The 23599-nt window shown below is 55.3% G+C and carries 21 protein-coding genes; 9 read left to right on the forward strand and 12 right to left on the reverse strand.

Going from position 1 to position 23599, the window contains the following annotated elements; all coding sequences use genetic code 11:
• Positions 1 to 52 precede the first annotated feature (52 nt).
• The 3 genes from EGO56_RS09180 to ynaL all read left to right on the forward strand — a co-directional run bounded on the left by EGO56_RS09180 (position 53) and on the right by ynaL (position 3221).
• Positions 53 to 1672, forward strand: coding sequence for a peptide ABC transporter substrate-binding protein (locus EGO56_RS09180; RefSeq protein WP_135910550.1), 1620 nt, complete (start codon positions 53 to 55; stop codon positions 1670 to 1672).
• A 118-nt stretch (positions 1673 to 1790) separates the two neighbouring features.
• A complete protein-coding gene (gene zntB, locus EGO56_RS09185; protein ID WP_013357970.1) occupies positions 1791 to 2774 on the forward strand; it encodes a zinc transporter ZntB in 984 nt (327 codons plus the stop codon).
• 300 nt (positions 2775 to 3074) lie between these two features.
• A complete protein-coding gene (gene ynaL, locus EGO56_RS22730) occupies positions 3075 to 3221 on the forward strand; it encodes a proline-rich small protein YnaL (RefSeq protein ID WP_272949258.1) in 147 nt (48 codons plus the stop codon).
• A 45-nt stretch (positions 3222 to 3266) separates the two neighbouring features.
• On the opposite strand, the gene ttcA is transcribed toward ynaL, so the two are convergent.
• The 3 genes from ttcA to EGO56_RS09200 form a co-directional block, all read right to left on the reverse strand.
• Positions 3267 to 4202, reverse strand: a complete 936-nt coding sequence (gene ttcA / locus EGO56_RS09190) for a tRNA 2-thiocytidine(32) synthetase TtcA (RefSeq protein ID WP_033783198.1) — start codon at positions 4200 to 4202, stop codon at positions 3267 to 3269.
• A 1125-nt stretch (positions 4203 to 5327) separates the two neighbouring features.
• Positions 5328 to 5594 carry a hypothetical protein gene (locus tag EGO56_RS09195; protein WP_135908658.1) on the reverse strand — a complete coding sequence of 89 codons (267 nt, stop codon included), beginning with the start codon at positions 5592 to 5594 and terminating at the stop codon, positions 5328 to 5330.
• Positions 5595 to 5814: 220 nt separating this feature from the next.
• Positions 5815 to 6471, reverse strand: a complete 657-nt coding sequence (locus EGO56_RS09200; protein ID WP_013357964.1) for an MgtC/SapB family protein — start codon at positions 6469 to 6471, stop codon at positions 5815 to 5817.
• Between the two features lie 184 nt (positions 6472 to 6655).
• Here EGO56_RS09200 and EGO56_RS09205 point away from each other — a divergent pair, with 184 nt between their 5' ends.
• On the forward strand, positions 6656 to 6931 hold the full coding sequence (locus tag EGO56_RS09205; protein ID WP_003853763.1) for a putative hemolysin: 276 nt from the start codon (positions 6656 to 6658) through the stop codon (positions 6929 to 6931).
• A 46-nt stretch (positions 6932 to 6977) separates the two neighbouring features.
• Here the strand turns inward: EGO56_RS09205 and EGO56_RS09210 are convergent, their stop codons facing one another.
• Positions 6978 to 7970 (reverse strand): 2-hydroxyacid dehydrogenase, encoded by a 993-nt coding sequence (locus tag EGO56_RS09210; RefSeq protein WP_013357963.1) that lies wholly within the window; start codon positions 7968 to 7970, stop codon positions 6978 to 6980.
• Between the two features lie 145 nt (positions 7971 to 8115).
• Between EGO56_RS09210 and EGO56_RS09215 the strand changes: the two genes are divergently transcribed.
• From EGO56_RS09215 to EGO56_RS09225, 3 genes are read left to right on the forward strand one after another with little or no spacing between them, the layout of a single operon-like run.
• Complete coding sequence (locus tag EGO56_RS09215) at positions 8116 to 10743, forward strand: YdbH family protein (protein WP_135908659.1); 2628 nt, start codon at positions 8116 to 8118, stop codon at positions 10741 to 10743.
• On the forward strand, positions 10740 to 10928 hold the full coding sequence (locus EGO56_RS09220; protein ID WP_013357961.1) for a YnbE family lipoprotein: 189 nt from the start codon (positions 10740 to 10742) through the stop codon (positions 10926 to 10928). Before EGO56_RS09215 ends, EGO56_RS09220 begins: the two co-directional genes overlap by 4 nt.
• A gap of 11 nt (positions 10929 to 10939) precedes the next feature.
• The gene (locus EGO56_RS09225; protein ID WP_135908661.1) at positions 10940 to 11278 is read left to right on the forward strand and encodes a YdbL family probable chaperone protein; all 339 of its coding nucleotides are present in this window, start codon (positions 10940 to 10942) and stop codon (positions 11276 to 11278) included.
• A gap of 61 nt (positions 11279 to 11339) precedes the next feature.
• On the opposite strand, the gene EGO56_RS09230 is transcribed toward EGO56_RS09225, so the two are convergent.
• Complete coding sequence (locus tag EGO56_RS09230) at positions 11340 to 11939, reverse strand: FMN-dependent NADH-azoreductase (protein ID WP_135908663.1); 600 nt, start codon at positions 11937 to 11939, stop codon at positions 11340 to 11342.
• Between the two features lie 257 nt (positions 11940 to 12196).
• On the opposite strand from EGO56_RS09230, the gene hrpA reads away from it, so the two are divergent.
• Positions 12197 to 16099, forward strand: coding sequence for an ATP-dependent RNA helicase HrpA (gene hrpA, locus EGO56_RS09235; protein ID WP_135908665.1), 3903 nt, complete (start codon positions 12197 to 12199; stop codon positions 16097 to 16099).
• A 48-nt stretch (positions 16100 to 16147) separates the two neighbouring features.
• On the opposite strand, the gene EGO56_RS09240 is transcribed toward hrpA, so the two are convergent.
• From EGO56_RS09240 to rstA, 6 genes are all read right to left on the reverse strand, one after another.
• Entirely contained in the window at positions 16148 to 16957 is an 810-nt protein-coding gene (locus EGO56_RS09240) for a trypsin-like serine peptidase (protein ID WP_008925243.1), read from the reverse strand.
• A gap of 114 nt (positions 16958 to 17071) precedes the next feature.
• A complete protein-coding gene (ydgU, locus tag EGO56_RS22735) occupies positions 17072 to 17170 on the reverse strand; it encodes a small membrane protein YdgU (RefSeq protein ID WP_008925242.1) in 99 nt (32 codons plus the stop codon).
• A gap of 81 nt (positions 17171 to 17251) precedes the next feature.
• The gene (asr, locus tag EGO56_RS09245; protein ID WP_135908667.1) at positions 17252 to 17776 is read right to left on the reverse strand and encodes an acid resistance repetitive basic protein Asr; all 525 of its coding nucleotides are present in this window, start codon (positions 17774 to 17776) and stop codon (positions 17252 to 17254) included.
• Between the two features lie 159 nt (positions 17777 to 17935).
• On the reverse strand, positions 17936 to 19423 hold the full coding sequence (locus EGO56_RS09250; RefSeq protein WP_135908669.1) for a carboxypeptidase M32: 1488 nt from the start codon (positions 19421 to 19423) through the stop codon (positions 17936 to 17938).
• A 19-nt stretch (positions 19424 to 19442) separates the two neighbouring features.
• On the reverse strand, positions 19443 to 20744 hold the full coding sequence (gene rstB, locus EGO56_RS09255; RefSeq protein ID WP_013357954.1) for a two-component system sensor histidine kinase RstB: 1302 nt from the start codon (positions 20742 to 20744) through the stop codon (positions 19443 to 19445).
• Positions 20741 to 21466 carry a two-component system response regulator RstA gene (gene rstA, locus EGO56_RS09260; RefSeq protein WP_013357953.1) on the reverse strand — a complete coding sequence of 242 codons (726 nt, stop codon included), beginning with the start codon at positions 21464 to 21466 and terminating at the stop codon, positions 20741 to 20743. The genes rstB and rstA overlap by 4 nt, the downstream gene beginning before the upstream one ends.
• Before the next feature lie 178 nt (positions 21467 to 21644).
• Here rstA and EGO56_RS09265 point away from each other — a divergent pair, with 178 nt between their 5' ends.
• Positions 21645 to 22058, forward strand: coding sequence for a hypothetical protein (locus EGO56_RS09265; protein ID WP_135910551.1), 414 nt, complete (start codon positions 21645 to 21647; stop codon positions 22056 to 22058).
• A gap of 17 nt (positions 22059 to 22075) precedes the next feature.
• On the opposite strand, the gene EGO56_RS09270 is transcribed toward EGO56_RS09265, so the two are convergent.
• A complete protein-coding gene (locus EGO56_RS09270; protein ID WP_135908671.1) occupies positions 22076 to 23467 on the reverse strand; it encodes a basic amino acid/polyamine antiporter in 1392 nt (463 codons plus the stop codon).
• Positions 23468 to 23599: the final 132 nt, after the last annotated feature.

Here is a 23599-nt window from a genome sequence, read left to right on the forward strand (position 1 = left end):
GCTGTATCAGCAACAGACTGATGCAGCACTTCTTTGGGGTAAAGGAGTGATGATGGTTAAGACCTTTCGTATGACGCTGGCAGCAATCAGTCTGAGCAGTGTTATCACACCCGCTATCGCGGCGAATCCACCCGCTGGCGCACAGCTGGCTGAACAGCAGCAGATCGTTCGCCACATTAAAGATGAACCCGCTTCACTTGATCCGCTTAAAGCAGTCGGACTGCCGGAAATTCAGGTGATTCGCGATCTGTTTGAAGGCCTGACCAATCAGGATGCGCAGGGCAAAATTGTGCCGGGCGTGGCACAGAGCTGGAGCAGTAACGATAACAAAACCTGGGTCTTCACCCTGCGCAATAACGCGCGCTGGTCAAACGGCGATCCGGTGACTGCGCAGGATTTTGTCTACAGCTGGCAGCGCCTGGTCGATCCTAAAAACAGTTCACCCTTTGCCTGGTTCGCGGGCTTAAGCGGCATTGAAAATGCGGCAGCGATTACCAAAGGCGAAATGACGACCGATAAACTGGGTGTGGTCGCTCAGGGTAAAACGCAGCTGAAAGTGACGCTGGATCGTCCGGTGCCGTGGTTCCCGGCGCTGGTGGCTAATGTGGCGCTCTTCCCGGTTCCTGAGAAGACGATTGCGCAGGAGGGCGACAGCTGGACGGCACCCGGCAAACTGGTGGGCAACGGTGCCTATCAGCTCAGCGAGCGGGTGGTAAATGAAAAAATCGTCCTGATCCGTAATCCGGACTACTGGGATGATGCACATTCGGTGCTGACAAAAGTGACCTTTGTCCCGATCAATGAAGAGTCGAGCGCCACCAAGCGCTATCGCGCGAATGATGTCGACATCACTGAGTCCTTCCCTAAGAATATGTATGCGATGCTGAAAAAAACGTTGCCGGGAGAGGTCTACACACCTGACCAGTTAGGCACCTATTACTATGCCTTTAACACGCAGAAGGGGCCGACTGCCGATGTACGGGTCCGCAATGCGCTGTCATGGTCTATTGACCGTAAAGTCATTGCTGAAAAAGTGCTGGGCACCGGTGAGAAGCCAGCGTGGCACTTTACGCCAGATGTGACAGCAGGCTTTAAGCCCTTGCCCACTTTCATGCAGCAGCACGATCAGAACACGCTGAACGCGCAGGCGAAAGCACTACTGACATCAGCCGGATATGGTCCTGGCAAGCCATTGAAACTCAAGTTGCTCTATAACACCTCTGAAAGCCATCAGAAGATTGCGATTGCCGTGGCCTCAATGTGGAAAAAGAACCTCGGGGTGGATGTCACGCTGGAGAATCAGGAGTGGAAAACCTATATCGACAGCCGTAATAGCGGGAACTTTGATGTGATCCGTGCTTCGTGGGTGGGTGACTACAATGAGCCCTCTACCTTCCTGAATCTGCTGACCTCAGGCAACAGCAGCAATATTTCGCGTTTCAGCAACGCGGATTATGATGCGGTCATCGCCAAAGCAAGCAAAGAGACCAATGACCAGGCGCGCAACAGCGACTACAACCGGGCGGAGCAGATCCTGGCTGAACAGACACCCATTGCCCCTATCTATCAGTATACCAATGGCCGCCTCATTAAACCCTGGGTCAAAGGCTATCCCATCACCAATCCTGAAGACGTCGCCTATAGCCGTGAACTCTGGATTGAAAAGCACTAAGCCACTGGTGGCCGGTTTTCCGGCCATCGGCTGACATCTTTCTACACAGCCCGGAGATTGCAACTCAACGCCGTCACGCTAGACTGTATCGTATTGATTTCAGTAGAGAGGGGACGGCGTGGACGTTATTGAAGGAAAAGCATTACAGGTTTCAGATGCCATCATTTCCTGCCAGCTGGATGGCAAGGGTGGAATGATCCCGATTGCTGAAGATGAAGTCATCCAGTGTGAGCAGCCCTGCTGGCTGCATCTCAACTATACCCATCGCAAGAGCGCCGAATGGCTGCAGTCAACGCCACAGATCCCCGATACGGTGCGTGACGCCTTAGCAGGCGACAGCATGCGTCCTCGCGTCAGCCGACTGGGCGACGGGTTTATGATCGTACTGCGCAGCGTCAACCATAATAGCGATGCACGTCGCGACCAGCTGGTGGTCATGCGGGTCTTTATCAACGACAAGCTCATCGTCTCGACCCGGCGGCGCAAAGTCTCTGCCGTCGATGAAGTGCTCACTGATTTGCAAAACGGCAATGGCCCGATTGACTGTGGCAGCTGGCTGGTGGATGTCTGTGATGCGCTGACCGATCACACCAGCGAATTTATCGAAGAGTTACATGACAAAATCATCGAGCTGGAAGATGCGCTGCTTGATCAGCGGATGCCCGCGCGCGGCGAGCTGGGCCTGCTGCGCAAGCAACTGATTGTGATGCGACGTTATATGGCACCTCAGCGCGATGTCTATGCCAGGCTGGCCAGTGAAAAACTGGCCTGGATGGATGACAGCGAACGCCGCCGGATGCAGGAAATTGCCGACCGTCTGGGACGCGGGCTGGACGATCTGGATGCAGGCGTGGCGCGCACCGCGATTCTGGCTGATGAGGTCGCCTCTGCGATGGCGGAATCGATGAACCGCCGCACCTATACCATGTCACTGATGGCGATGATCTTTCTGCCCGCCACGTTCCTGACCGGCCTGTTTGGCGTCAACCTGGGCGGTATTCCGGGCGGTGAATGGAAATATGGGTTTTCAATCTTCTGTCTGCTGCTGGTGGCGCTGGCAGTAGGGGTCGCGGGCTATCTGCGTAAACGGCGCTGGCTCTGATGCGCCAAAGGGAATGCGGCAATCACGATATGTGGGCTGAAAATCCCGTTAAGCGAGCAAAAGCTGATCGACATCAAGAACCCGTTGTCGCTGCTGACGCAAACTCTCTCCCGCAGGTGAATGCAACGTCAAGCGATGGGCGTTGCGCTCCATATTGTCTTACTTCCATATTTAGAATTATTGCATAGCACATTTAATTCGAAACATGCCGGCCAGTGTGCCGGCTTTTTTTTGTCTGCCTGGCTGTAACGCCGTTCCTTATCTAAGCTTAAACTCCATTCGCAAGAAAAGGAGTACGGCATGAGCGTGATTCTTAACAGCGAGCCGATCCCCACGGATCCAATCCCGATTCCTGAACCCATTCCCCAGCCGCAGCCGCAGCCTGATCCACCAACCGATCCGGAATTTCCGCCGATAATGGATCCACCGCCACATCGAAACATATAAAAAAAGGGCGTGCTGCCTGCAGCACGCCCTTAAACTTTCCCGCACTTATTTAATCTGTAGTACATCCAGACGCGCGCTGATATCGGGTACATCGTCTTCATCGACCCGCCAGCCCACAGGCTGAGCTGGCAGCGTTTCCCGGTCAAAGGCGAGATCGCCGCCATCAACGACTGCATCGCCATGTTTGATGCCTTTAAAATCGAACAGATTGATATCTGCCAGGTGCGACGGCACCACGTTTTGCATCGCGCTGAACATGGTTTCGATACGGCCAGGATAGCGCTTATCCCAGTCACGCAGCATATCGGCTACCACCTGACGCTGCAGGTTCGGCTGAGAACCGCAAAGGTTGCACGGAATAATCGGGAACTGACGTGCTTCGGAGAAACGAATGATATCTTTCTCACGGCAGTAGGCCAGTGGACGGATCACAATCTGCTTGCCATCGTCGCTCATCAGCTTTGGCGGCATGCCTTTCAGTTTTCCACCGTAGAACATGTTCAGGAACAGCGTCTGCAGGATGTCATCGCGATGGTGGCCCAGCGCAATTTTTGTGCAACCGAGTTCTGTTGCGACACGATAGAGAATGCCACGGCGCAGGCGCGAGCAGAGTGAACAGGTCGTTTTGCCTTCCGGAACCTTATCTTTGACGATAGAGTAGGTATCTTCTTCGACAATCCGGTACTCAACACCCTGCGACTCAAGATATTGCGGCAGGATGTGCTCAGGGAAGCCCGGCTGTTTCTGGTCAAGGTTGACGGCAATCAGACTGAAGTTTACCGGTGCGCTTTTTTGCAGACTGCGCAAAATTTCCAGCATGGTGTAGCTGTCTTTACCGCCCGACAGGCAGACCATGATGCGGTCGCCTTCTTCAATCATATTAAAATCTGCAATGGCTTCGCCGACATTACGACGCAAACGCTTCTGCAGTTTATTCAGGTTGTACTGTTCTTTCTTGTCAACCGTTTGATTATCTTGCATTTTCACCTATCTCAAAAACCAGAAAGCGTAGCTAAAGGGCGTATTAATGCGCGCGCCCAGCCGGTCACTTCACTGTGATGTCACGAATATGCAGCGTATGGTACGGATTGTTGCCACGAATGCCAGCACTGGAGTGAAGTAATCAGCGGATAATCGCCGTAAGAGTCACAGGCCGCTTTCCCGTCAGGGCGATGATTGCCGGAATGCGGTACTGCGAAAGAGCGCGAGCAAAGAGGGCGGGTTTTGCTTCGTCGTGAGCAAACCGGCGGGCTGAGGCGACTCGAAAAGGATTCAGCTGCGCGATGTCAGCTGACGGGCACATCTTTCCACTGACAATCAATTTCATCGCTGTGCGTTGAACAGGACGGCGGTGATGACGGGTAAGCATCAGTCCGCGCATGCTCTCTTTTTACCGCACAAGCTGTGGTCATAAAAATGACAGAGATAATTAAAAAAATTTTCATCAGCACTACCGGATTAATAAAAAACACAGCATGCGCTGCTATAACTCAATCAGGCCTAAATGCATTCCGGGTTGTATCGGTCTGATTTGATGCACATCAAAAGAAATGTTTTCATTAAATTCACAGCGAGTCGGATATTAATCGCTGCTTTCATTTTTCAGGTGATAATCTTAAAAACAGGCTCTGTTGAATGTGCGTTGACCCGTCAGGTTTATAATAATAAATTCAGACGCACTGACGTGTTGTGTATCTCATTAAAAACGATAGTTTTATAATTCCTGTGGCGCGCACTAAAAAAATGACTTTCCAGTGAAATCAGGTGATGTTCATGACATCCGATAAGCCGACGGCGTAAGAGCGGGCGTTTACATTTATGCTTATATGCAACACAGAGTCTCTTACATTGACCTGTCGGTTCGCACATTTCGTCAATACAGACTGCCTGTGAAGCCGTTTAATATCGGGCTATCAATGTGAAAAAAATGAATCAATATTTAATGTCTATGAGGCATCCGGATAAAAATCGCAAAATAAAAAAGTACGGCATCAGATTTATTATGACGCTGATTCTTTTTTTACTTTGCTATGTTGCGGTTATGTATTGCGGCGTTATGCTGCTGGTCAACCGGCATGGCTTACTCCATTTTATGCTGCACTGAATTCAGCCGCAGGCCTTAAAAATCCAGCGATAAGCATGATGTAAAAAATGCCTGAGTACTTCCAGAATATCTTCCGCACCTTCTCCAGCAAGACATTGTCCGGTCTCCAGCGCATTATTAACCGAGTTCCGATGATCCAGGATCATCATGATCGTCACAGCGCCCGCGCCCGCAATCAGCGTAAAAATCAGCACCATTAATGCAGGCTGGTAATTTTTTCGCGCAGCAGCAGGCAGGGTATCTTGAGAATGGTCAGAGTTTTGGCGCATTGGTCCCCGGGGAAAATTATTACAATGATAAACAATAACGGATTATGCCATTAATTACCGGCTCGCTCTATGTCTCAGGTCAGGCTGTAAGCTTCTTTGGTTTGCGGGCAGATGGATTCGGATGGGGGAGTGCAGAAGGCGCTGGCTGCTACTAACTGCCTTCTGCGATGTACGGATGCCTGCAGGAAGACATCTGGTCTGAGCCCTGTTTCCGGCGGGATTACATCATTTCCAGCGACTGAACACCCTTGATCTCCATGACCTTGTCATAGAGGTGCGCATCGTTTGATTTTCGTGAAAGCGTCACCTGAACACTCAGTTCGCACAGACCGCTCTCTTCATCACGATTAATCACCGTCACATTGCCGTAGCGAATGCCTTCGCGCTGCATCACCAGCAGCACCAGCGGCACGCTTTTAGGCTTAAGGAAAACCAGCAGCGTATGGTGTTTGCCGATTAAAACATGGCTCAGGCGGCGGAACACCTCCAGCACCACCAGCGCCAGCACCGTGCCATAGATGCCGATCTCATACATGCCGCTGCCGATTACCAGACCAATCGCTGCCGTCACCCACAGGCCCGCCGCGGTGGTTAAACCCTTCACCACCTGCTTCTGGATCATAATGGTGCCCGCGCCAAGAAAGCCCATTCCGCTGACCACCTGAGCGGCAATACGGCTGGGGTCCAGTGCCACGTGGTCGCTACTGAGCATGTCGGCGAAGCCATATTTCGACACCAGCATGAACATGGCACTGCCGATACCGACCAGAATATGGGTACGCAGCCCCGCTTCCTTGGCTCGCATCTGACGCTCCAGGCCAATCAGGCCGCCGAGAATGCCCGCCAGCGCGATGCGAATTAACATATCCATTAGCATGGCTTTACTCCGAATTAAAAAGTGCCGGAAAAGGGTGGCAGGTCAGCGATAACAGGTAAACAGGATAATTCTGCTTGCAAATGACGCCGGAGAATTTTGTAAAAAGCTGTTTCACCTCTCGACCCCTTGTGCCGCCTGACATATGCTGAGCCAGCCTATTACACCCATTCCCGGAGTCCGACTGATGAAAGCAGCCACCTTTTTGCTGGCCGGTGCCGCGCTATTACTCTCTGCCTGCAGCAGCAACAGTGATGATAACGAGCCACCACAACAAGCCACCGCCGCCCATATCCAGCCACGGGTGGTGATGTCTTCCCTGGCAGAAAGCACCTGTTCAAATGCGGGCGGAACGCTGGCGTTTTCACATCAGCTGGATGGATCGCGCGTGGGAATGTGTCAGTTAGTGAATGGCCGTCGCTGTGATGAGCAGGCGTTAATTGGCGGAAATTGCGCGCGCTGATGAACAGGCCGGATTGCTCCGGCCCGCATAGCTATACAGAGAATAATCAGGCAGAGAGTCGGTTCGGACACTCCTCACCACGGTCGAGCTGGCTGAGATTACTGAGCGTCGTTTCAGAAATGGCAGTCAGCGCTTCGGCGGTTAAAAACGCCTGATGGCCGGTGAACAACACGTTATGGCACGCTGACAGACGACGGAACACATCGTCCTGAATCACATCATTCGACTTATCTTCAAAGAACAGGTCGCGTTCATTCTCATAAACATCCATGCCGAGCGCGCCGATCTTCTGCTGTTTCAGCGCGTCAATCGCCGCCTGTGAATCAATCAGACCACCGCGACTGGTGTTAATAATCATCACGCCATCACGCATCTGTTTAAACGCGTCAGCGTTGAGCAGATGATGATTCTCCGGCGTCAGCGGGCAGTGCAGCGTAATGACGTGGGATTCAGCAAACAGCGTCTTCAGATCGACATATTCCGCGCCCAGTTCCAGTGCCTGCTCGCTTGGGTAAGGGTCAAATGCCAGCAGCCGCATACCAAATCCTTTCAGAATGCGCATCGTCGCAATCCCGATTTTACCGGTGCCGATTACGCCCGCAGTTTTGTTGTGCATGTTAAAACCGGTCAGGCCATCGAGCGAAAAGTTTGCATCACGGGTACGCTGATATGCACGATGAATACGTCGGTTCAGGGTCATCATCAGGCCGATTGCGTGTTCAGCCACCGCTTCCGGTGAGTAGGCCGGAACCCGGACGACTTCCAGACCCAGCTCTTTCGCGGCAGCCAGGTCGACATTATTGAAACCGGCACAGCGCAGCGCGATATATTTCACACCCAAACCGGCCAGCTCTTCCAGCACCGGGCGACTCCCGTCATCATTGACAAAGATGCAGACGGCATCGCAGTCCACAGCCGTTTTCGCCGTGCTTTCAGAGAGTAAAAAGTCAAAAAACACCAGTTCAAAACCGAACTGCTGATTAACCTGCTCAAGGTATTTCTGATCGTAATGTTTGGTGCTGTAAACCGCGATCTTCATCGTTATGCTCCTGCAGAGTGATAAACCAAGGATAACGTTTTCTGACTGACTTTGCTGAAACAGCTGATTTGCGCCAGGCACAGGCCTTCACCTCTGGCAGATTACATGCCATCATTCCTGTCAGGATACTGTAAGGAAAAGGATTATGGCTTTTATGCCACGGATTTTCCGGCGACGGCTGGCGGCTATTCTGGCGCTGATTCTGCTGCTGCTCGGCCTGATGTTGACTGTCACGCAATGGCTGCCACGGCTGGCCGGCATCTGGCTGCCTGACGGGACGCGCATTGCGCTGTCAGGCGCGCCGCGCTGGCGGAACGGTGGACTGTGGTTGCCTCAGATTCGTTATCTCGCCGGTGATTGCTCGCTGGCCACCGTAAAGGCGGTGTCACTGGGCTGGCATCATTCGCGCTGGAAACTCAATGCGGAAGCGCTGACGCTGGATAGTGACTGCCTGCAAAAATTACCGGCCAGTAACAGTACGGCTGCGCCCAAAACGCTGGCCGAATGGCAGGCAATGCTGCCTGGCGCCGACGTTCATCTGGGCAAACTCATTGTCTTGCCCTGGCAGACCTATGCGGGCGCGCTGGATCTCACGCTGGAAAAAGATCGCCAGCAACTCAATTACCACGGCGATAATCTGCAGCTGGCGGCCACGCTGACCGGTCAGCAGCTCGCTATCCGTGACCTGACGCTCACCCATCCTGCACTGCCTGAACCCGTCACGCTGAGTGGTCATCTGACGTTGCCCACCTTCGCCACTGATCTGCCGGTAAACGGTGAGATGGCCGGGCAACTGGCGCTGGACGCGCTGCCACACCCGCTGCAGCTGTCGCTCAACTGGCAGCAGCAGCAGGGCGAGCTGCGGGTGGCAATGGCGGAAGAGAGCAGGCCGCTTCTCCGGTTACCGTGGCAGATCAGCCACGATCAGATTCGGATTGAAAAGGGCGAATACTTCTGGCCACTGGCGGACCAGCCCTTGTCTGGGTTTGTTAACCTGACGCTGGATAACTGGCAGTCGGGCCTTGAAGGCAGCCAGATTACGGGTCGCGTTAACCTGCTGACGCAGGGACGCGGCGGCAAGGGCAACGTGGTGCTGGGCGTCGGTCCCGGTAACCTCAGTCTGACCAACAGCAACCTGCCGTTTCAGCTGACCGGTGAAAGCAAACTGGCCGATCTGCAACTTTACGGCTCGATTCCGGGTGTGCTTAGTGGTTCGCTGCTCGATCCTCAACTGGTGCTGCAACCTAAATCGCTGCTGCGTCTGCGTGGCCGGCTGCTGTCAACGCTGGAAGTGGACGAGGCGCGCTGGCCGCTGGCGGGTGTGCGTCTCTCCTCACAGGGCATAGATGGTCGCCTGCAGGCGATTCTAAACGCACACGATGCCAGTTTTGGCCGCTTCCGGCTGCATCTCGATGGACGCGCCACAGATTTCTGGCCCGATAAGGGTGAATGGAACTGGCGCTACTGGGGCGGAGGCGAGATGCTGCCGCTGCAGGCTCGCTGGGATGTTAAAGGAACCGGCGGCTGGCATGACACACTGATCCAGCTTGATACTCTTTCTGCCGGCTTTAATCAGCTGGCCTACGGCAGCGTCAACATAGCAAAACCGCGTCTGACGCTGACTGAGCCGGTAAACTGGCAGCGTGATGCGGCACATCCTTCCTTTAATGGCCATTTCAGACTGCAGGCGGGACCGACCCGCTTCACTTATGGCGGCCGTCTGGCTGACTCAGTTCTCGACTTTGAAGCTAAAGGCCGGGATCCCGGCTATTTCCTCTGGCGGGGCGAGTTAAAAGCGGGCAAGGTTGGCCCGCTGCGGGTGAATGGTCGCTGGGATGGCGAACGATTACGCGGCCAGGCCTGGTGGCCGGCTCAGTCGCTGACGGTATTTCAGCCGCTGATCAGCCCCGACATGAAAATGCAGATTCAGGGCGGCAGTCTGCAGGCACAGGTCGCTTTTTCCGCCGCCAGCGATCAGGGCTTCCAGGCCGGGGGCCACTGGACGGTTAAGCAGGGCAGCGTCTGGACGCCGGACAGCCAGGTAAACGGTATCGACTTCTCGCTGCCGTTCAGATTCCACGAGCAGCAGTGGCAGTTTGGTCAGCATGGCCCGGTTTCACTACGCATTGCCGAGGTGAAGAACCAGTTTGCGATGCAGAATATTCGTGCCGACCTGCAGGGTAACTGGCCATGGTCTGAACAGGCGCCGCTGACGCTGCAGGATGTCAGCCTTGACCTGCTGGGCGGACAAATCACGCTGCCCTCCCTGCGTATGCCGCAGCATGAACCCGCACGGGTGTCGCTGCGTCAAATCAGCCTCAGCGAGCTGGTGACGGCACTGAAGCCGAAACAGTTCGCCATGTCGGGCAAGGTTAACGGCGAGCTGCCGCTGTGGCTCAATAATCCGCGCTGGCTGGTGGAGAAGGGATGGATTGCCAACAGCGGCCCGCTGACCTTCCGGCTGGATAAAGATATGGCGGATGCCATTACCCGCAACAACGTAGCGACCGGCGCGGCGCTGGACTGGTTACGCTATATGGAGGTTTCCCGCAGCTGGGCCACGATTAATCTGGATAACCTCGGCGACCTTACTATGGAAGCACAGGTGCAGGGCGTCAGCCAGTTCAGTAACCGTCGGCAGACGGTCAATCTTAACTATCATCATCAGGAAAACCTGTTTCAGCTCTGGCGCAGCCTGCGCTTCGGCGATAATTTGCAATCCTGGTTAGAGCAACATGCGACTTTGCCATCGAACAAGGACACTTCACCATGAGCCTGAGGCCACTACTGGTTCTGGCAGCCGGACTGCTGAGCATTGGCTGCGTGCCGCGCATCGAAGTCACGGCACCCAAAGATCCCATCACCATTAATATGAACGTAAGAATCGAGCATGAGATTCACATCAAAGTCGACAAGGATGTGGAAGCGTTACTGAAAAACCAGAGCGGTCTGTTCTGAGGAGAGCAACGATGAAACGCATAAGTGCGGCGCTGTTACTCGCCCTGGCGATGGCGCAGCCTGCCTGGGCACTGACGCTCGATGAAGCGCGGCAGGCGGGTCTGGCAGGCGAAACGCTCTCAGGCTATCTGGCGGCACGCTCACAGGACAGTGAAACGCTGGCGCTGGTGCAGCGGATTAATGCCGGACGTAAGCAGGAGTATCAGCGGCTGGCAGAGCAGAATAATCTCTCCACGGCTGATATCGCCAGTATCGCCGGACAGAAGCTGGTGAGCCGTGCGGCAGCGGGGGAATATGTGCGCGGCATTAACGGTCAGTGGCTGAAAAAGGAAACAGGCAGCGGCCAGTGACAGGCGAAAAAAAACCGGGCGCATGGCCCGGTTTTCAGCGTCATCCTGAGATGACGGAGACTTATGCGGTCACGATCTGCTTAATTGTGTCTTTTGCTTCAGCGGTCGCTTTGCTGGCCACTTCCGGACCGTACGCGATGCCTTCTGCAAACACGAACTCAACGTCAGTGATGCCGATGAAGCCCAGGAACAGCTTGACGTAAGGGGTCAGCAGGTCAGTTGGGGTATCTTTGTGAATGCCGCCACGGCTGGAGATCACCACGGCCTTTTTGCCTTTAACCAGACCTTCCGGGCCTGCTTCGGTGTAGCGGAACGTCACGCCAGCACGGGCAATCAGGTCGAAGTAGTTTTTAAGCTGAGTTGGAATGTTGAAGTTGTACATTGGCGCGGCAATCACCACTTCATCATGAGCCTGCAGTTCTGCAATCAGTTCATCGGACAGATCCAGTGCTTCCTGCTGACGGGGTGACAGCGGCGTTTCGGATGGGCGCATTGCACCGACTAACTCACCATCCAGAACCGGAATCGGGTTAGCGGCCAGATCACGTATAGTGACGTCTTTACCCTGTGCTTTTGCCTGTTCGATGTAGAAGTCAGCGAGCTGGCTTGACTGTGAGTAGCCTGCAAGGATGCTTGATTTCAGAACTAAAACTTTGCTCATGGTGGTTTCCTGTCTGTTACGCGGAAGACTTTCCGCTCAATGGTTTACACTCTACGGTTATCGATGGCGCGGTGAAAGCGCAATATTTCGAGACCCATGTTCGAATTTATTGAATAAGCGTAACCGGGGCCAGCCGCCGGAACGGTTCAGAATGTGCTATGATGCGCACAATTATTTTTATTGAATCAGCTGGTTATCCCGGCTTGCAGGGCGCTGCTTCAGGCAGCGACACCGTCTGAGTAAGGTACGTCACTATTATGTCATCTCCCGATACTTCCCCACTGGCAGCGCTCTGGCCACGGCTCGACGGTGTCATGCTGCGCGATCGCCAGCGTCTGCAGCGCCGCTTGCAGGGTGCCAGAAAAGCTAAAAATCCCGAGGCACAGCAGGGCATTGCCCGCGAGCTGGAGCAGGAATTTATTGCTGCTGAACAGCGCGTAGCCCAGCGCCGCGCGGCAACGCCAGCCATAACCTTCCCGGACAATCTGCCGGTCAGTCAGAAGCAGCAGGATATTGCGGCGGCGATTCGCGACAATCAGGTGGTGATTGTTGCGGGTGAAACCGGTTCAGGTAAAACCACGCAGCTGCCGAAAATCTGCCTGGCATTGGGACGCGGAATCACGGGTCTGATTGGTCATACGCAGCCGCGTCGTCTGGCTGCGCGCACTGTGGCGAATCGCATTGCTGATGAGCTGAGTACCTCACTGGGCGGCTGTGTCGGCTATAAGGTGCGGTTTAACGACCAGGTCAGTGACCTGACGCAGATTAAACTGATGACCGACGGGATCCTGCTGGCGGAGATCCAGCAGGATCGCCTGCTGATGCAATATGACACCATCATCATTGATGAGGCGCACGAGCGCAGCCTGAATATCGATTTCCTGCTCGGTTATCTGCGTGAGCTGCTGCCGCGCCGTCCCGATCTGAAAGTGATTATTACCTCGGCGACCATCGATCCGCAGCGCTTCTCGCGTCACTTTAATAATGCGCCGGTCATCGAAGTTTCCGGCCGGACTTACCCGGTCGAAGTGCGCTACCGGCCGGTGGTTGAAGAAGCGGATGATGGCGATCGCGATCAGCTGCAGGCAATATTTGATGCGGTGGATGAGCTGGGACGCGAGAGTCGCGGCGATATCCTGATTTTCATGAGCGGTGAGCGCGAAATCCGCGACACCGCCGATGCGCTGAACAAACGCGACCTGCCGCACACCGAAGTGCTGCCGCTCTATGCGCGACTGTCGAACGCCGAACAAAACCGGGTGTTTCAGTCGCACAGTGGCCGTCGCATCGTGCTGGCGACCAACGTGGCGGAAACCTCGCTGACAGTGCCCGGGATCAAATATGTTATCGATCCCGGCACGGCGCGTATCAGTCGCTACAGCTTCCGCACCAAGGTGCAGCGCCTGCCGATTGAGCCGATATCGCAGGCCTCCGCCAACCAGCGAAAAGGGCGTTGCGGCCGTGTTTCAGACGGTATCTGTATTCGCCTCTACTCGGAAGATGACTTCCTGAGCCGTCCGGCCTTTACCGATCCGGAAATCCTGCGTACCAACCTGGCGTCGGTGATCCTGCAGATGACCTCGCTGGGACTCGGCGATATCGCCGCCTTCCCGTTTGTGGAAGCGCCCGATAAGCGCAACATTCAGGATGGTATCCGCCTGCTGGAAGAGCTGGGTGCGCTGACTCTGAATGAGGAGAGCGGACACTACAAACTCACCGGCTCCGGTCGTCAGCTGGCACAGCTGCCGGTCGATCCGCGTCTGGCGCGAATGGTGCTGGAAGCGCAGAAATTTGGCTGCGTGCGTGAAGTGATGATCATCACCGCCGGTCTGTCGATTCAGGACCCGCGCGAGCGCCCGGCAGAGAAAAAGCAGGCGTCCGATGAGAAGCACCGGCGCTTTGTCGACAAAGACTCCGACTTCCTCGCCTATGTGAATCTCTGGAACTACCTGGCGGAGCAGCAGAAAGCGCTGTCCGGCAACCTTTTCCGCCGCCAGTGCAAAAGCGACTTCCTGAACTATCTGCGCGTACGGGAATGGCAGGATATTTATACCCAGTTGCGACAGGTGGTGCGTGAACTGGGCATTCCGGTTAACAGCGAACCGGCTGAGCTGCAGCCCGTTCACTGCGCGCTGCTCAGCGGTCTGCTGTCGCACATCGGTCAGAAGGACACCGACAAGCAGGAGTACACCGGCGCACGCAATACCCGCTTCTCGATTTTCCCGGGTTCCGGGCTGTTTAAGAAGCCGCCGAAGTGGGCCATGGTGGCAGAGCTGGTTGAGACCAGCCGCCTGTGGGGCCGCACGGCGGGGCGGATTGAGCCGGAGTGGATTGAGCCGCTGGCGCAGCATCTGATCAAGCGCAGTTACAGTGAACCGCACTGGGAGAAATCGCAGGGCGCGGTCATGGCTGCCGAGAAGGTTACGCTCTATGGCCTGCCGATAGTGGCCGCGCGCAAGGTGAACTATGGCAGCATTGATCCCACTCTGAGCCGTGAGCTGTTTATCCGTCACGCGCTGGTGGAGGGCGACTGGCAGACGCGTCACGCCTTCTTCCGTGCTAACCAGAAGCTGCGCAGTGAAGTCGAAGATCTGGAACACAAATCCCGCCGTCGCGATATTCTGGTGGATGACGAAACGCTGTTTGCTTTTTATGACCAGCGCATCGGCAAAGAGGTGGTCTCAGCGAAGCATTTCGACAGCTGGTGGAAAAAGGCCAGCCGTGAAAACGCGGAGCTGCTGAACTTCGACAAACAGATGCTGATCAAAGAGGGCGCGGATAAGGTCAGCCAGCTTGATTACCCTAACTTCTGGCATCAGGGCAACCTTAAACTGAAGCTGAGTTACCAGTTCGAGCCGGGTGCCGATGCGGATGGCGTGACGGTACATATTCCGCTGCCGTTGCTGAATCAGATTGAAGATAGCGGTTTTGAATGGCAGATCCCCGGGGTTCGCCGTGAGCTGATCATCGCGCTGATTAAGTCACTGCCCAAGCCGTTACGCCGCAACCTGGTGCCGGCACCCAACTACGCCGAGGCGTTCCTGGGACGCGTCAACGCAATGGAGATGCCGCTTCCCGATGCGCTGTCCCGTGAGTTTCGCCGCATGACCGGCGTCACGCTGGAGCGGGAAAACTGGCAGTGGGAACAGGTGCCCGATCATCTGAAAATGACCTTCCGGGTGGTGGATGAGCACAACCGTAAACTGCTGGAAGGTAAAGATCTCACCGCGCTCAAGGCACAGCTGAAAGGCAAGGTGCAGGAGACGCTGTCGAAAGTGGCAGATGACGGGCTGGAGCAGAGCGGTCTGCATATCTGGAGCTTTGGTGAACTGCCGCGCAGCTACGAACAGAAGCGCGGTAGCTATCAGGTCAAAGCCTGGCCTGCGCTGGTCGATGAGAAAGAGAGCGTCGCCATTCGCCTGTTTGACAGCGAGCAGGAGCAGCAGAAAATGATGTGGCGCGGTCAGCGTCGTCTGCTGCTGCTGAATGTGCCGTCACCGGTTAAATATCTGCACGAGAAGCTGCCGAACAAAGCTAAGCTCGGACTTTACTTCAACCCCTATGGCAAAGTGCTGGAGCTGATTGATGACTGCATCGCCTGCGGCATCGACAAACTGATGGGTGAAGCGGGCGGTCCGGCCTGGGATCAGACCTCGTTTGAGCAGTTGCGTGACAAAGTTCGCGGCGAACTCAATGAGACCGTCGTGACCATTGCGAAGCAGGTTGAGCAGATCCTGACGGCCGTCTTTAACATCAATAAGCGTCTGAAAGGCCGGGTTGATATGACGATGGCGCTGGCGTTGTCCGACATCAAGGCGCAATTAAGTGGTCTGGTTTATCGCGGCTTTGTCACCGGCAACGGCTGGCAGCGACTGGCGGATACGCTGCGTTACCTGCATGGCATTGAGCGGCGGCTGGAAAAACTGCCTGCCGATCCACACAGCGATCGTGCGCGCATGTTAAAAGTGCAGGCAGTGGAACAGGCGTATCAGGCGTGGCGCAACAAATTGCCACCGCAGCGTCAGGATGATGAAGAGGTGAAGAACATTCGCTGGATGATTGAGGAGCTGCGTATCAGCTACTTTGCTCAGCAACTGGGCACGCCGTATCCCATCTCAGAGAAGCGAATTCTGCAGACAATGGAGCAGATAGCAGGGTAAAAGCCATGATGCGCGCCGTAACAGGCGCGCCTGATAGTAAAGAAGCGATTACTGCGCGAGAGATTCCAGCTTATCTTTAAACGAGGTGACTGAAATCGCGCGGTTATCCGCCAGATAGCGATCTTTCGCTGCCGGCGCAGAGCTTTGTACCGCGATTAACTGCCAGCCTTTATCACTTTTGAGCAGCAGCGGTGATCCACTGTCACCCGGCAGGGTGTCACACTGATGCGACAACACGGCGCGCTGCGCCCAGCCGGTAATCAGGCAATCACTGTGAGAATAGAGCGTATCCAGATGATCGGCCGGATAGCCTGCCTGCGTCACTTTTCGTCCGGTCAGCTTCAGCGCTGCAGTAAGATCGCTGCGTGAGCCATCGAACAATGGAATCGGCGTAATCGCGGAGGGCGGATTGCGTAAAATCACGATGCCATAATCATAGGGCGCCGCACTGCTCGGCACGATCCAGCCTTCACCATCCGCTTTTAATTTTGACGCCAGCGAGGGTTCAACCCGCGCATCAATATCATGAAGTTCGTAGCGCCAGCCTTTATCACTGGCCATAAATCGCAGCGCAACCGGCTTATCGAAATTACCCGGCGGGGAGAGCAGACAGTGTCCGGCCGTCAGCGCCAGATGCGGAGAGATGAGCGTGGCAGTACAGAGGTTGCCGCTTTCGGTTTCCAGCTGACCAATGGCATCCCAGGGGGCAGCAGTAATATCGGTGATTGCCTGGCGATGATCCTTGCCGAAGAACAGCATCTTAATTTCAGCAGGAGTAGGCGAGTCATCGTCATCATCGGCGTGAACCGTGGTGGCAAAGCTGAAGAGTCCAACCATTAACAGGGTAGCCAGGCGCATAGAAATCTCAATGGCGAGAAAAATTAACGTTATTGTTATTACGTAAGTACGGTAACTATAGTCGGTGAGCGTTGAAAAAGGGAGTTTTATTGGTTAATCAGTACGCTACAGCGGCTAAATAAAAAAACTGGCTGCAACAATGCCACACAGGATCATAACAAGCAGAATAATTTCGAAGCGATAGCGACGCACTATTTCATCCACTCTCGTCATTTCATCCACTCCAGTAAAGAAACACCCGGCAGAACCGGGTGTTTTTAATTATCATCTCGTGGCCGTGCGCTGAAGGCGACCTTAGTTTTTAGCTGCTGGTTTCACAACTTTTTTGTGGTGAACTTTTTTAGCGGCCTGCGCTTTCTGAGCAGGTTTTACTACTTTTTTGTGGTGCACTTTTTTAGCAGCCTGGGCTTTCTGAGCAGCTGGCTGAGTTACTTTTTTGTGGTGAACTTTTTTAGCAGCCTGGGCTTTCTGAGCGGCTGGTTTAGTTACTTTTTTGTGGTGAACTTTTTTAGCGGCCTGCGCTTTCTGTGCAGCAGGTTTTACCGCTTTCTTGTGGTGCACTTTTTTAGCAGCCTGCGCTTTCTGCGCGGCATCTTTTTTCACTGCTTTTTTGTGGTGTTTCTTAGCAGCCTGGGCTTTCTGAGCTGCTTTATGGTGTTTCTTGTGCGCAGTTTTGTGAACGGTTTTAGCCGGAGCTGCAGCGGTAGTAGTAGTTGTTGCGGCTGGCGCAGCAGCTGGAGCAGCTGTGGTGTCAGCAGCGAAAGCAACAGAAGACATACCCATAGCAGCGGCGACAACCAGTGCAAATAATTTTTTCATTGCAAATCCCTCGGAGACTATTTTTTCATGTGTAGCCCACTGCGGGGCCGGTGAAGAGACTATAGGGAAATCAATGAACGGTGTCCGTGGGTGTTTGGTATCGGCGTGTAACCGATTGTACAAAGGGGGGAAAGGGCGGTCAGCAGACCGCCCGGAAGCTTAGCTATTCAGGTAGCGTTGTTCAAGATGCTGGCGGAAGAAAGCCGGATTCAGGGCTTCGCCGGTGGCATTGATCAGCAACTGGTCGGTGGAGAAACGGCTGCCGTGCTGCCAGATGTTCTGTTGCAGCCAGTCAAATACCGGCTGCAGTTCACCGTGCTGAATCAGCTCGCTGAGCTGAGGAATGGCATTCTGTACCGACCGGAACAGCTGTGCGGCATACATCGCGCCCAGCGTATAGGTCGGGAAGTAACCAAATGCGCCGTCGGTCCAGTGGATATCCTGCATACAGCCATCGCGGTAGTTACCACGGGTATCCAGCCCTAGCGACTGCATCATCTTCTCATCCCATAACGCCGGGATGTCCTCAACCTCAATCTCGCCTTCAATCAGCGCCTGCTCGATTTCATAGCGCAGAATGACGTGCGCCGGGTAGCTCAGCTCATCGGCGTCAACCCGGATCAGACCTGGTTTCACCTGCTGAGTCAGGCGCACGAAATTATCCGCCTGCAGGGCGGGCTGATCGCCAAAGGTCGCGATCACCTGCGGCAGAATGCGCTGCAGGAATTCGCGGCTGCGACCCAGCTGCATCTCCATAAACAGGCTTTGTGATTCATGAATAGCCGTGGAGCGCGCCAGCGCCACCGGCTGACCGCGCCACTGCTGCGGCAGATTCTGCTCATAGCGGGCATGACCGGTTTCGTGAATTACGCCCATCATGGCGCTGAGAAACTCATTCTCGTTGTAACGGGTGGTGATGCGCACATCTTCCGGGACGCCGCCACAGAAGGGATGCGCACTGATGTCGAGGCGGCCATGGTTGAAGTCGAAACCCAGCGTCTCCATGATGCTCAGACCGAGCTGGCGCTGTGCAGGCACGGCGAATGGACCCTGCGGCGTGATAATCGCCTGTTGCGCCTGTTTTTCCACCACCTGCTGCAGCAGATCGGGCAGCCAGGTTTTCAGCTCGCCAAAGGTTTCATCCAGTCGGGCGCGAGTCATACCCGGCTCATAGAGATCCAGCAGCGCATCGTAACGCGAACAGCCACTGGCGTCAGCGCGGCGCTGTGCCTCTTCGCGGCTCAGTCGTACGACTTCTTTGAGGTTGGCGGCAAAGCCCTGCCAGTCGTTAGCGGGACGCTGAGTGCGCCACGCATGTTCACATACGGAACCGGCGATCGATTTAGCTTCCACAAAGTCATCAGGGAGCAGGGTGGCCTGCTGATAGGCGCGCTGCATCTCGTTGAGATTGGCCCGCTCGACATCGTTCAGGGACTGCTGCTCAGCAGCTTTTAGCCACTCACCGACCTGTGGGGCGGTCAGGATCTGGTGCTGCAACACGCTCATTTCGGCCAGTGCTTCACCACGCGCCTGACTGCCGCCTGGCGGCATGGTGGTTTGCATGTCACAGCCAGCGATAGCCGTGACGTGACTGAAACGGGAAAGGCGCTGGAAGGTTTTGGTCAGTTGTTGATACGCTGAGGTCACGTAAGACTCCTTGTGGATTTTAACGCAGCGGAATTTCCCGCAAGGTTAGATCAACCGGCCAGCAAAAGCGAACGCTGGCGCCGCCCAGCGGGCTGGACTCAATGGTTACGTTGCCGCTCAGCGCCTGGGCAATGGAGTGAACAATGGCCAGGCCCAGTCCGCAGCCGCCTGTTGCGCGATCGCGGCTGGGATCAAGCCGGACAAAGGGTTCGAAAACCCGTTCACGTTCGTCGGGCGGAATGCCCGGACCGTCATCTTCCACCTGCAGACACCCGACCGGACCGTCGAACCATAAACTGACGCGCAGCCGCTGCTGCGCATAACGCAGCGCGTTGTTCACCAGGTTATCCAGCACCCGCTCCATGAGTCGGGTGTCAGAAACACCGATGTTTTCACGCTGCGGCAGGTCAAGGTCAAGTCGTATGTCCGGGTTGATGGTGCGGAAATCGTCCAGCCGCTCACTCAGCCAGCTGGCCAGATCCAGCGATTTCAGATTCAGATCGACGCGCGGCCGATCAAGACGTGCATAGGTCAGCAGCTCCTCAATCAGGCTTTCAAGCTGGCCGATGTCGCGGTTCAGCGCCACCCGTTCGCCATCCGTAAGGTTATCGCTCATCTCCAGCCGGTAGCGCAGCCGCACCAGCGGCGTTCGCAGCTCATGGGCAATACCGTCAATCAGCTGCTTCTTACTGGCGACCAGCGTGTTGATGTTCTCGGCCATCTGATTAAAGGCGATGCCCAGCCGAAACAGGCTGGAGGTGCTGTCGAAATGCGTCCGCACATCCAGCTCGCCCCGGCCAAAGCGCTGCGCCGCTTTTTCCAGGCGCTGCATCTCCTGCCAGTGCGGACGCAGCCAGATAAATACCGGCAGCGCCAGCGACATGCCAATAAACACCAGCAGAGCAATATCCAGCAGTCGCATCTGGTGCAGATAAAAGAGATAGGGAATCGGCCCCACCGATAAGACATAGTGGCTGCGCGGAATATGCTGCAGAAAGGTGTATTGATCGTCGAGCGCGACAATCTCTCCGGCGTGTAACCGGCGCATATTGCTTTCATCAAGCTGATATTTGTTCATCGGCTCAATGTGCAGATCAAACGACAGGCCGAGATCGAGACTCTTGATGGTTTTGTTCCAGTCACGCGGCGGGATCTCACGCAGTTCGCTGCGGATCAGGTAGAGCGAGCTGGCCATCAGGTCATTCATTGACTGCCGGCCCGCGCGCTCAGCGGTGAACTTATAGACCAGACCTACCAGCAAAGCCATGACCAGAAAGCAGACAAACAGCAGCAGATAGAACTGAATAAAGAGCTTTCTCATAATTCGCGGGTATCCCAGGCCTGGGGGGCGAACAGATAGCCTTTATTGCGGATGGTTTTAATGCGGAACGGCTCGGTAGCGCTGTCGTGGAGCTTTTTACGCAGGCGGGAGATGGCCACGTCGATGCTGCGGTCCAGGCCGTCATAACTGACGCCGCGCAATGTTTTCAGCAGTGCATCCCGGTTAAGCGTCTGACCCGCATGGCTGGCGAGAACCCACAGCAGATCGAAATCCGCAGTGGAGAGGGCGATCTGCTCATCAAACAGCGTCACCTGGCGATTCAGGGCATCAATGGTCAGCGAGCCAAAACGCAGCATACGATTCGCGGCAGGCGCAGCAGGCGCATCTTCCGGCTGCCCGTGCTGGGACTGGCGCAGATGCAGACGCAGGCGGGCCAGCAGCACAGCGGGTGGTGTGGTTTTCAGAATGTAATCCTGCGCACCCATCTCCAGGGCCAGAATATGGTTCATGTCGCTGTCCAGTGAGGTAAGCAACACGATCGGTCCCTGCCAGTTGGCCCGCAGATCGCGACAGATGGTCATGCCATCTTTGCCCGGCAACATGATATCCAGCATCACCAGGTCGGGCTGCTGTTCGGCGATAACCGCTTCAGCACGGTCGCCACGTGTTTCAACAATGACTTCAATATCGTGACGGCCAAGATAGGCCGCAATCAGTGAACCCACTTCGGGTTCATCTTCTACATAAACAATTTTGTTCATAGTTCACAGGGCAGAGTCAGGGATGGATGAAAGCATATCTTTTCCTGGTCCTGAGCTCTACGCTATCGCACGAAATATCCAGGGCTTGCTGGTATATATCCGGCAAAATGTGCAATCATTAGCGCGGCCTTTTTGCGCCAGGTTTGGGATATTGATGATTACCATGAGGAGCGTTAGTGTGTCTGATAAAGAGCTGGCATCAGCCATATACCCCGACCGCATCTGCTTCAATTACAGTGACTTTCTTTCCGCTTCCTGCAAAAAACGCTGGAGCTTCGTCGATGCTATTTATGGTGTGATGCCAATATTTGGCATGGTGACACGTAAATCGGCACACCGTTTACAGGGCAGTGACGACCCGTTAAAAGAATTAGCATTACAAATCATTTCCACTCAGGTCAGCGACGAAATTAATATCGCGCGCCTGATTACTCTCGCAGAACAGCAGCAGATTAGTCGCTTTGATATCCAGCTCCCTTATCCGCTCTCAGCGGAGCAGCTGGACGCTATCCACTATGAATATGCGAAGCCGCTGAATCTCACACAGCAGGATGACCTGCTGTGCGTATCCATTCCAGCACTTTCACACTGAAGCCTTTCTGTCAGGCTTTACGTCGTCAGCTCCCACACGGCGGGCAGTGTCGCGGCAATCAGCAATCCCATCGCAATCCGCTCCAGCGAGGTCAGCGCAATATCGGCGCGGCCGCCGCGTCGTGCAAACAGGAACAGCAGCAGGCCCGGCGTGTAGAGCACCACTGACATCATCAGGTGCATGGGTCCCGAGGCGTACAACAGCCAGATGCCATACACGCTGGCACCCACACCGATCGCCATCGCCAGCGGCTTATGCTGTCCGCGCACCACTTTGATCAGATATAACCCCACCAGCAGATAGGGCACCAGAATCATCTCCGAGGCGATGGTCAGCAGGCTGTTGTAGTCAGCACCGGTCAGGGCAATCAGGATCAGGCAGAGCTGAATACTGCCGTTGGTCAGCCACAGCGAGGCGGCTGGCGCGTTATGGCGGTTCTGCCGGGCGATACTGCGGGGAAAGGCACCCTGTTGCGCGGCAATCAGCGGCACTTCCGCGGCCATAATCGTCCAGCTCAGATAGGCCCCGCACACGGAGACAATCAGACCCACCGCAATCACCGCATCGCCCCAGTTACCCATCAGTCGGGTCATTAATCCGGCCATTGAAGGATTACGCATCTCAGCCAGTTCAGCACGCGGCACCACGCCCAGCGACAGCAACGTGACCAGCAGATAGACCAGCAGCGCAGCCAGCACGGCGAAAAGGGTGGCGCGGCCCACATCCTTTTTCTGGCGAGCACGGGCAGAGACGACCACCGCACCTTCGACCCCGATAAAGACCCATAGGGTGATCAGCATGGTCTGCTTAACCTGCTCCCAGAGCGGTTTTCCCAGCGTGACGCCGGAAAAATCGAAGCGGAAACGATCATAATTGAACGCCATCACCGCCAGTACAATAAACAGCAGCAGCGGCACCAGCTTGCCCAGCGTCGCCATCAGATTGATGCTGGCCGCGGTCTGCACGCCGCGCAGCACCAGCCAGTGCACCAGCCACAGCAGCACGGACGCTCCCAGCATCGCCTGCCAGGTGTTGCCATCGCCAAAGATGATCCGGTCGGGCGTATCGGTAAAGAAGCTCAGGGCAGAGAAGACAATCACCAGATAGGAGACGTTGGCGATCACCGCGCATAGCCAGTAGCCCCAGGCGGAACAGAACCCCATCAGTTCGCCGAACCCGGCACGCGCATAGGTAAAGATGCCGCCGTCCAGCTCGGGTTTAAGGCGCGTCAGCAGCAGCATCGCCAGCGACAGAAAGATAATGCCGACACCGGTAATCAGCCACCCCAGCAACAGCGCGGCCGGACCAGCCACTGCGGCCATGTTTTGCGGCAGACTGAATACGCCCGCGCCCAGCATTGAGCTGAGCACCAGCGCGGTCAGCGCACCGAGACCTAATTTTTTCTCCAAAACAACCTTCCCGCTAGCATATATGGCTGGGTAAACCGGATTTCATCACTGAGTTATCGCAGCGCAGCGGCAAAATACAGAGACAATATCCGGTAAAACAGGCGGAGGATTTTACGGAGAGTGACAGGGGAT

Origin of the sequence: Pantoea vagans (genome assembly GCF_004792415.1) — a bacterium.
GTDB classification, from domain to species: domain Bacteria; phylum Pseudomonadota; class Gammaproteobacteria; order Enterobacterales; family Enterobacteriaceae; genus Pantoea; species Pantoea vagans.

Coding starts and splice junctions, on each gene's coding strand:
- EGO56_RS09240 (WP_008925243.1), bottom strand. CDS start 16,957: ATGCGCCTGGCTACCCTGTTAATGGTTGGACTCTTCAGCTTTGCCACC.
- EGO56_RS09200 (WP_013357964.1), bottom strand. CDS start 6,471: ATGCTAATGGATATGTTAATTCGCATCGCGCTGGCGGGCATTCTCGGC.
- rstB (WP_013357954.1), bottom strand. CDS start 20,744: ATGAGAAAGCTCTTTATTCAGTTCTATCTGCTGCTGTTTGTCTGCTTT.
- EGO56_RS09225 (WP_135908661.1), top strand. CDS start 10,940: ATGAAACGCATAAGTGCGGCGCTGTTACTCGCCCTGGCGATGGCGCAG.
- EGO56_RS09230 (WP_135908663.1), bottom strand. CDS start 11,939: ATGAGCAAAGTTTTAGTTCTGAAATCAAGCATCCTTGCAGGCTACTCA.
- asr (WP_135908667.1), bottom strand. CDS start 17,776: ATGAAAAAATTATTTGCACTGGTTGTCGCCGCTGCTATGGGTATGTCT.
- EGO56_RS09205 (WP_003853763.1), top strand. CDS start 6,656: ATGAAAGCAGCCACCTTTTTGCTGGCCGGTGCCGCGCTATTACTCTCT.
- EGO56_RS09180 (WP_135910550.1), top strand. CDS start 53: ATGGTTAAGACCTTTCGTATGACGCTGGCAGCAATCAGTCTGAGCAGT.
- ydgU (WP_008925242.1), bottom strand. CDS start 17,170: ATGACGAGAGTGGATGAAATAGTGCGTCGCTATCGCTTCGAAATTATT.
- EGO56_RS09215 (WP_135908659.1), top strand. CDS start 8,116: ATGGCTTTTATGCCACGGATTTTCCGGCGACGGCTGGCGGCTATTCTG.
- hrpA (WP_135908665.1), top strand. CDS start 12,197: ATGTCATCTCCCGATACTTCCCCACTGGCAGCGCTCTGGCCACGGCTC.
- EGO56_RS09195 (WP_135908658.1), bottom strand. CDS start 5,594: ATGCGCCAAAACTCTGACCATTCTCAAGATACCCTGCCTGCTGCTGCG.
- rstA (WP_013357953.1), bottom strand. CDS start 21,466: ATGAACAAAATTGTTTATGTAGAAGATGAACCCGAAGTGGGTTCACTG.
- ttcA (WP_033783198.1), bottom strand. CDS start 4,202: ATGCAAGATAATCAAACGGTTGACAAGAAAGAACAGTACAACCTGAAT.
- ynaL (WP_272949258.1), top strand. CDS start 3,075: ATGAGCGTGATTCTTAACAGCGAGCCGATCCCCACGGATCCAATCCCG.
- EGO56_RS09210 (WP_013357963.1), bottom strand. CDS start 7,970: ATGAAGATCGCGGTTTACAGCACCAAACATTACGATCAGAAATACCTT.
- EGO56_RS09220 (WP_013357961.1), top strand. CDS start 10,740: ATGAGCCTGAGGCCACTACTGGTTCTGGCAGCCGGACTGCTGAGCATT.